5 protein-coding genes are annotated in these 5813 nt (G+C 34.6%); 2 read left to right on the forward strand and 3 right to left on the reverse strand.

The genetic code is table 11. The annotated features are described in order from the left end of the window. Nucleotides 1-26 precede the first annotated feature (26 nt). Together SA378_RS04760 and SA378_RS04765 are read left to right on the forward strand one after the other, a co-directional pair. Nucleotides 27-323, forward strand: coding sequence for a metalloregulator ArsR/SmtB family transcription factor (locus tag SA378_RS04760; RefSeq protein ID WP_318524841.1), 297 nt, complete (start codon nucleotides 27-29; stop codon nucleotides 321-323). Nucleotides 324-337: 14 nt separating this feature from the next. Further along, nucleotides 338-2869 carry an FAD-dependent oxidoreductase gene (locus SA378_RS04765; RefSeq protein ID WP_318524842.1) on the forward strand — a complete coding sequence of 844 codons (2532 nt, stop codon included), beginning with the start codon at nucleotides 338-340 and terminating at the stop codon, nucleotides 2867-2869. A 73-nt stretch (nucleotides 2870-2942) separates the two neighbouring features. Here SA378_RS04765 and SA378_RS04770 read toward each other — a convergent pair whose 3' ends face one another. The 3 genes from SA378_RS04770 to feoB all read right to left on the reverse strand — a co-directional run. Further along, nucleotides 2943-3536 carry a hypothetical protein gene (locus tag SA378_RS04770; protein ID WP_318524843.1) on the reverse strand — a complete coding sequence of 198 codons (594 nt, stop codon included), beginning with the start codon at nucleotides 3534-3536 and terminating at the stop codon, nucleotides 2943-2945. A gap of 118 nt (nucleotides 3537-3654) precedes the next feature. Then, entirely contained in the window at nucleotides 3655-3801 is a 147-nt protein-coding gene (locus SA378_RS04775) for a FeoB-associated Cys-rich membrane protein (RefSeq protein ID WP_318524844.1), read from the reverse strand. A 9-nt stretch (nucleotides 3802-3810) separates the two neighbouring features. Then, nucleotides 3811-5813: ferrous iron transport protein B (gene feoB, locus SA378_RS04780; RefSeq protein ID WP_318524845.1), on the reverse strand; the 2003-nt coding region annotated here is incomplete at its 5' end.

Raw genomic sequence — 5813 nt, forward strand, 5'->3', positions numbered from 1 at the left:
TAATATATTAATATATCGAGGTGGCTATGATAGATTTTAGTGATAAATTAAAAACAAAAAAGCTCCTTGCGGAAAAAGCAGAAATGTTTAAAACAATAGCTCATCCTGTAAGGCTTTGTATCTTAGTAACGCTCATAAGAGAAGAAGAGAGCAATGTGACAGATATTCAAGGCTGTATTGACGTTCCGCAGCCAACTGTATCACAGCATTTAGCAAAACTTAAAGCTGCAGGCATTTTATCTGCTGAAAGAAATGGAACGGAAATTATTTATAAAATTAAAAATGAAGAAGTAAAACATATTGTAGAAGAAATTCTTCAATAAAAAAGGAGAAAATAATGAGTAAAAAAATATTAATTATCGGCGGCGTAGCCGGAGGTGCCACCACGGCAGCTAGACTTAGAAGACTTGATGAAACTTCAGATATAATAATGTTTGAAAGAGGTTCATATATTTCATATGCAAATTGTGGTCTTCCATACCATATAGGCAATGTAATAAAAGAAAGATCATCATTGATTGTACAAACTCCAGAAGAGATGTCAAAAAAATACAACGTGGATGTTCGCGTTGACTCTGAAGTTATTTCAATAGATAAAGAAAATAAGGAAGTTCAAATTAAAAAAGTAAAAACCGGCGAAATTTATAAGGAAAATTATGACACATTGGTTATTTCAACAGGTTCTTCTCCTTTGAAGCCACCAATTGAAGGAATAAATTCTCCTGGAATTTTTACATTGTGGACTGTTCCTGACACTGATGTAATAAAGAATTTTATGGCTGAAAGAAAACCTAAAAATGCTGTTGTAATAGGCGGAGGCTTCATCGGTCTAGAAGTTGCTGAAAATCTTCACCATGCTGGCTTGAATGTAACTGTTGCAGAAGCAATGGACCAGGTTATGGCTCCTTTTGATTATGAAATGGCTCAACTTGTACAAAACAATATGGTTGCCAACAATATAAGTCTTATTTTAGGAAACGGAGTTTCCAAATTTAAAAGTGAAAACGGAATAGTTAACATTACATTGGCAAGCGGAAGAACTTTACAAGCAGACATGGTTATTTTGTCCATAGGTGTTCGTCCAAACGGTCAATTGGCTAAAGACGCTGGTCTTGAAATAAATCAGCGCGGTGGAATTGTCGTGGATAAATATTTAAAAACATCTGATCCAAACATTTATGCTCTTGGAGATGTTATTGAAGTTGAAGAATTTATAAACAAAGGAAAGGCAATGATAGCTCTTGCCGGTCCTGCAAACAAGCAAGGAAGAATTTGTGCCAACAATATTTATGGTGCAAATGAAGTATACAAAGGAACTCAAGGCACTTCTGTAGCAAAGGTATTTGACCTTACAGTTGCTTCTACGGGAGCAAATGAAAAAACACTTGTTAGAGTGGGCATGATTGAAGGAAAAGATTATTTAACTGCAACTATATCTCAAAAATCTCATGCAGGATACTATCCGGGATCATCTGAAATGATTTTGAAAATGGTTTTTTCGGCAGACGGCAGAAAAATATTCGGTGCACAAATTGTAGGAGAAGATGGAGTTGACAAGCGAATTGACACTCTTGCAACGACAATTCGTCTAGGCGCAAGCATTTATGATTTAGAAGAACTGGAACTTGCATATGCACCTCCTTATTCTTCTGCAAAAGATCCTGTTAATATGCTGGGATTTGTAGCTGAAAATATAATTCAAAACAAAATTAAATTTGCAAAATGGAATGATTTTGATCCTTCTAAACCAAGTGATTATAAAATACTTGATATAAGAGAAGATATGGAACTTATGGTATTCGAAGTGCCAGGTGCAATAAATATTGCTCAAGGAGAACTTAGAAGCAGACTGTCAGAATTAAATAAAAATGATAAAATAATTGTATTTTGCGCAGTAGGGGTTCGTTCTTACAATGCAGCCAGAGTTTTAATGGAAAATGGATTTAAAAATGTTTTTGTATATCCTGCCGGAACAAATTTTTTCAAAGCCGTTTATTATGATTATTTTAACAGTCTGGGCATGAAAGAAGAACTTCAGATAGATGACTCAAAAGTTAATGCATTACATCCGTCAAACTTTAATAATGATATTTCAAAAGATATCAAAGCAACAATTCAAGTTGACTGCAGCGGACTGCAATGTCCTGGTCCAATAATGAAGGTTTATGAAACGATAAAGAAAATAAATGATGGAGATATTATTCAAGTTTCTGCAACTGATTCAGGTTTTGCAAAAGACGTGGAAGCATGGAGTAGAAGAACTGGAAATACTCTATTAAAAGTTGAAAAAAAAGGCAAGGAAAATATTGTATTCCTGCAAAAGGGAACAGCTACAAAAAAAGCTGAGCAAACATTGCAGACTTCTGCAGTTCAGAATGCTGCTGCCTTAACTTCAGATAATGATGGAAAAACAATCGTAGTTTTTAGCGGCGATATGGATAAAGTTCTTGCATCCTTTGTTATTGCAAATGGTGCTGCAGCTATGGGAAGACCTGTTACAATGTTCTTTACATTCTGGGGACTGAATGTACTGAGGAAAACAGAGAAACAAAATGTCAAAAAGCCATTCATTGATGCAATGTTCGGAAAAATGATGCCTCAAGGAGTAACCAAGCTTAAACTTTCAAAAATGCATATGGGCGGCATGGGAACAGCAATGATGCGCAAAGTTATGAAAGATAAAAATATTGATTCTTTAGAGGATTTAGTAAAAAAAGCAATGGACAACGGTGTTAAAATGATTGCATGTACAATGTCCATGGATGTTATGGGAATTACAAAGGAAGAAATAATTGAAGGTGTTGAATATGCCGGAGTTGGTACTTATTTAGGTGATGCTGAAGAATCCAACGTAAACTTGTTCATTTAATATAACGCAAAAAAGGAAGTATTTGTTCGAGAATACTTCCTTTTTGTTAGTCATAAGAGACGTTTCTCCTTGGCTACAAAACTTGCACATTAAAAGCTGTTGTCTGGGGAGGTATGCTCATTGTTTGAAAATTTGCATGCTCAACTCTTACAAAATCTCCTGGTCTTAAATCTCTCAATCTTATTTGCCTTCCTCTCCTATCCATGATTACAGTTGAATCACTTACAACAAATCTCATTTGGCTGTATATGTCATTTGGGTTGCCAGTTAAAAAAAAGTCGTTTCGAGTGTCAACGCTAAGAACTCTTCCTTCTGTTATTTGAGAATTATTATTTTGATTAATTACAGTAATTCTGTAAGCTCTTGCTTGGGGAGGTATACTTCTGGTCATGGCGGCTGAAAACTCTGCATCCACAATCATACCTTCTCTTAAATCGCTAAATGATAAATTCTGACCAAATTGATTTCGTATTATAGTATCTCTGTTTACCACCAAAGTTACCATTTCCATGTGAATAATGCAAAATTCTCCCATCACCCCATAGGATATGGTAACATAGCCTGTTCTGTTATCAGCACTAATATTTTCAATAAAAGCATTTTCTGCCCTTATAACATTTTTTACAGGTGGTCTCCTTCTTTGTTCACTTATTAAAAAATCATCCATATTGCACCTCACTAATAATATATTATAATATATTCGTAAAGTTTAAATATGTTTCATTTTTAAATGAATAATAAAAAGCTATCCATAAATTAAATTTAAAAGATAGCTTTGTTTTTTATTATTTAAATGAGCAGCTGTTTGCTTTGCTGCATCCAGAACATCCGGAACAGCAGCTGCCACTTTTCTTTTGTTTTTTCATGTACTTTATTACTAATGCAGCAATTGCTGCGATTATTGAAATAATAATTATATCTGCAAAATTCATAAATGCCTCCTAAATAAACAAACTCCCAATTTGGTAAACAAGAGTTCCGGCAATAAATGCAGTCACTGTTTGATATAACGCAGTAAGCAATGCATACTTCATTGAACCAAGTTCTCTTTTTGTTGCTGCAAAAGCAGCTAGGCATGGCATATACAACAATGTAAATGTTAAAAATGCAAATGCACTTAATGGTGTGAGTATTGTGTTCAATATTGTTGAAAGTTCTAAATCTGTTGCAGATCCTGTTAAAACAGTCAATGTGCTCACAACAGCTTCCTTTGCTGTCAATCCTGTAATAAGAGCTGTTGAAGCTCTCCAATCATTAAATCCCAACGGAATGAATATTGGAGCTATTAAAGATCCCAAGAAAGCAAGTATGCTGTGCGTACTGTCATCTACCATGTTGAGTGACCAATCAAAACTTTGAAGAAACCAAATAATAATCGTACTTATAAATATTACAGTAAATGCTTTCTGAATAAAATCTTTTCCTTTTTCCCACATGTGTATTAATACACTTTTCCTTGAAGGAATTCTGTAAGCAGGCAACTCCATAACAAAAGGAACCGGCTCTCCTTTAAATACCGTACTTTTCAATAATAATCCTGACAATACGGCTGTTAATATTCCCATCACATACAGAGCTATCATTACTATTGCTGCATTTTCTGGAAAAAACGCCATTGTAATCATTCCATATATAGGCAGTTTCGCGCTACATGACATGAAAGGAGTTAATACAATTGTCATTTTTCTATCTCGCTCGCTAGGCAATGTTCTTGTTGCCATAATTGCCGGAACACTACACCCAAATCCGATTAGCATTGGTACAAATGACCGCCCGGACAATCCGATTTTTCTAAGCAATTTATCCATTAAAAATGCTACTCTTGCCATATAACCGCTGTCTTCCAGCAGTGAAAGAAAGAAAAACAATACTACTATTATTGGTAGGAACGATAAAACACTTCCGATACCTGCAAATATTCCATCAATTACTAAAGAATGCACCCATTGACTTACATTTAAAGCAGTTAATGAGTTTGATACAAATTCTGTGAATTTTTCTATCGCTGTTTCTAAAAAACCCTGCATAGGAGCTCCTACAGCTCCGAATGTTATCCAAAATATCAAGAACATTATACCAAAGAATATTGGTATGCCAAAATATTTATGTGTTAAATAAGCATCTATTTTTTCTGAACGAATTTGTTCTTTTGTTTCTTGCTTTTTAACTACCGCATCAGCGCAGACTCGCTCTATATAACTATACCTCATGTCAGCCAATGCAGCTTCTCTGTCAGTGTTTAAAGCTTTTTCCATATCTTTAACAACATGATTTATTATATGAATTTGACTTTCAGTAATTTTTAGAGCTTTTATAGTAGGCTCGTCTCCTTCTACAAGCTTTGTTGCGGCAAATCTTGGAGGATACCCTTCTTTTTCTGTCTGATCAACTATTAAGTGTGATATCGCATGTATTGCTTTATGAACTTCTCCCGTGCAAAAATCAAGCTTTTTAGGGCTCTTCTTTTCTTGGGCAGTTTTAATAACAACATCTACAAGCTCTGAAACGCCTTCACCTTTACTTGCAGATATTGGCACTACAGGAATGCCAAGATTATCTGACAGTTTTTTTACATCTATTGAATTACCGCTAGCTCTAACTTCATCCATCATGTTTAATGCAATAACCATTGGAATTGCAAGATCCATTAATTGTAGAGTTAAGTAAAGATTTCTTTCAATATTAGTTGCATCTATAATATTTAACACTAAATCCGGATGCTCTTTTAAAAGAAAATCTCTTGTAACAACCTCTTCCATTGTATATGGAGATAAAGAATAAATGCCTGGAAGATCTACCAGGTATGTGTCTTTGTATTTCTTTATCTGACCTTCTTTTTTTTCAATAGTAACACCGGGGAAATTTCCGACATGTTGATTGCTCCCTGTCAACTTGTTATAAAGTGTTGTTTTTCCAGAATTTTGATTCCCTGCTAGTGCAAAGA

The sequence above is a fragment of the Sedimentibacter sp. genome (genome assembly GCF_033447055.1).
In the GTDB taxonomy this organism is placed as follows: domain Bacteria; phylum Bacillota; class Clostridia; order Tissierellales; family Sedimentibacteraceae; genus Sedimentibacter.

Bases quoted from the DNA above. Each gene is read 5' to 3' on its own strand.
- SA378_RS04765 (WP_318524842.1), top strand. From the start codon at position 338: ATGAGTAAAAAAATATTAATTATCGGCGGCGTAGCCGGAGGTGCCACC.
- SA378_RS04775 (WP_318524844.1), bottom strand. From the start codon at position 3,801: ATGAATTTTGCAGATATAATTATTATTTCAATAATCGCAGCAATTGCT.
- SA378_RS04770 (WP_318524843.1), bottom strand. From the start codon at position 3,536: ATGGATGATTTTTTAATAAGTGAACAAAGAAGGAGACCACCTGTAAAA.
- SA378_RS04760 (WP_318524841.1), top strand. From the start codon at position 27: ATGATAGATTTTAGTGATAAATTAAAAACAAAAAAGCTCCTTGCGGAA.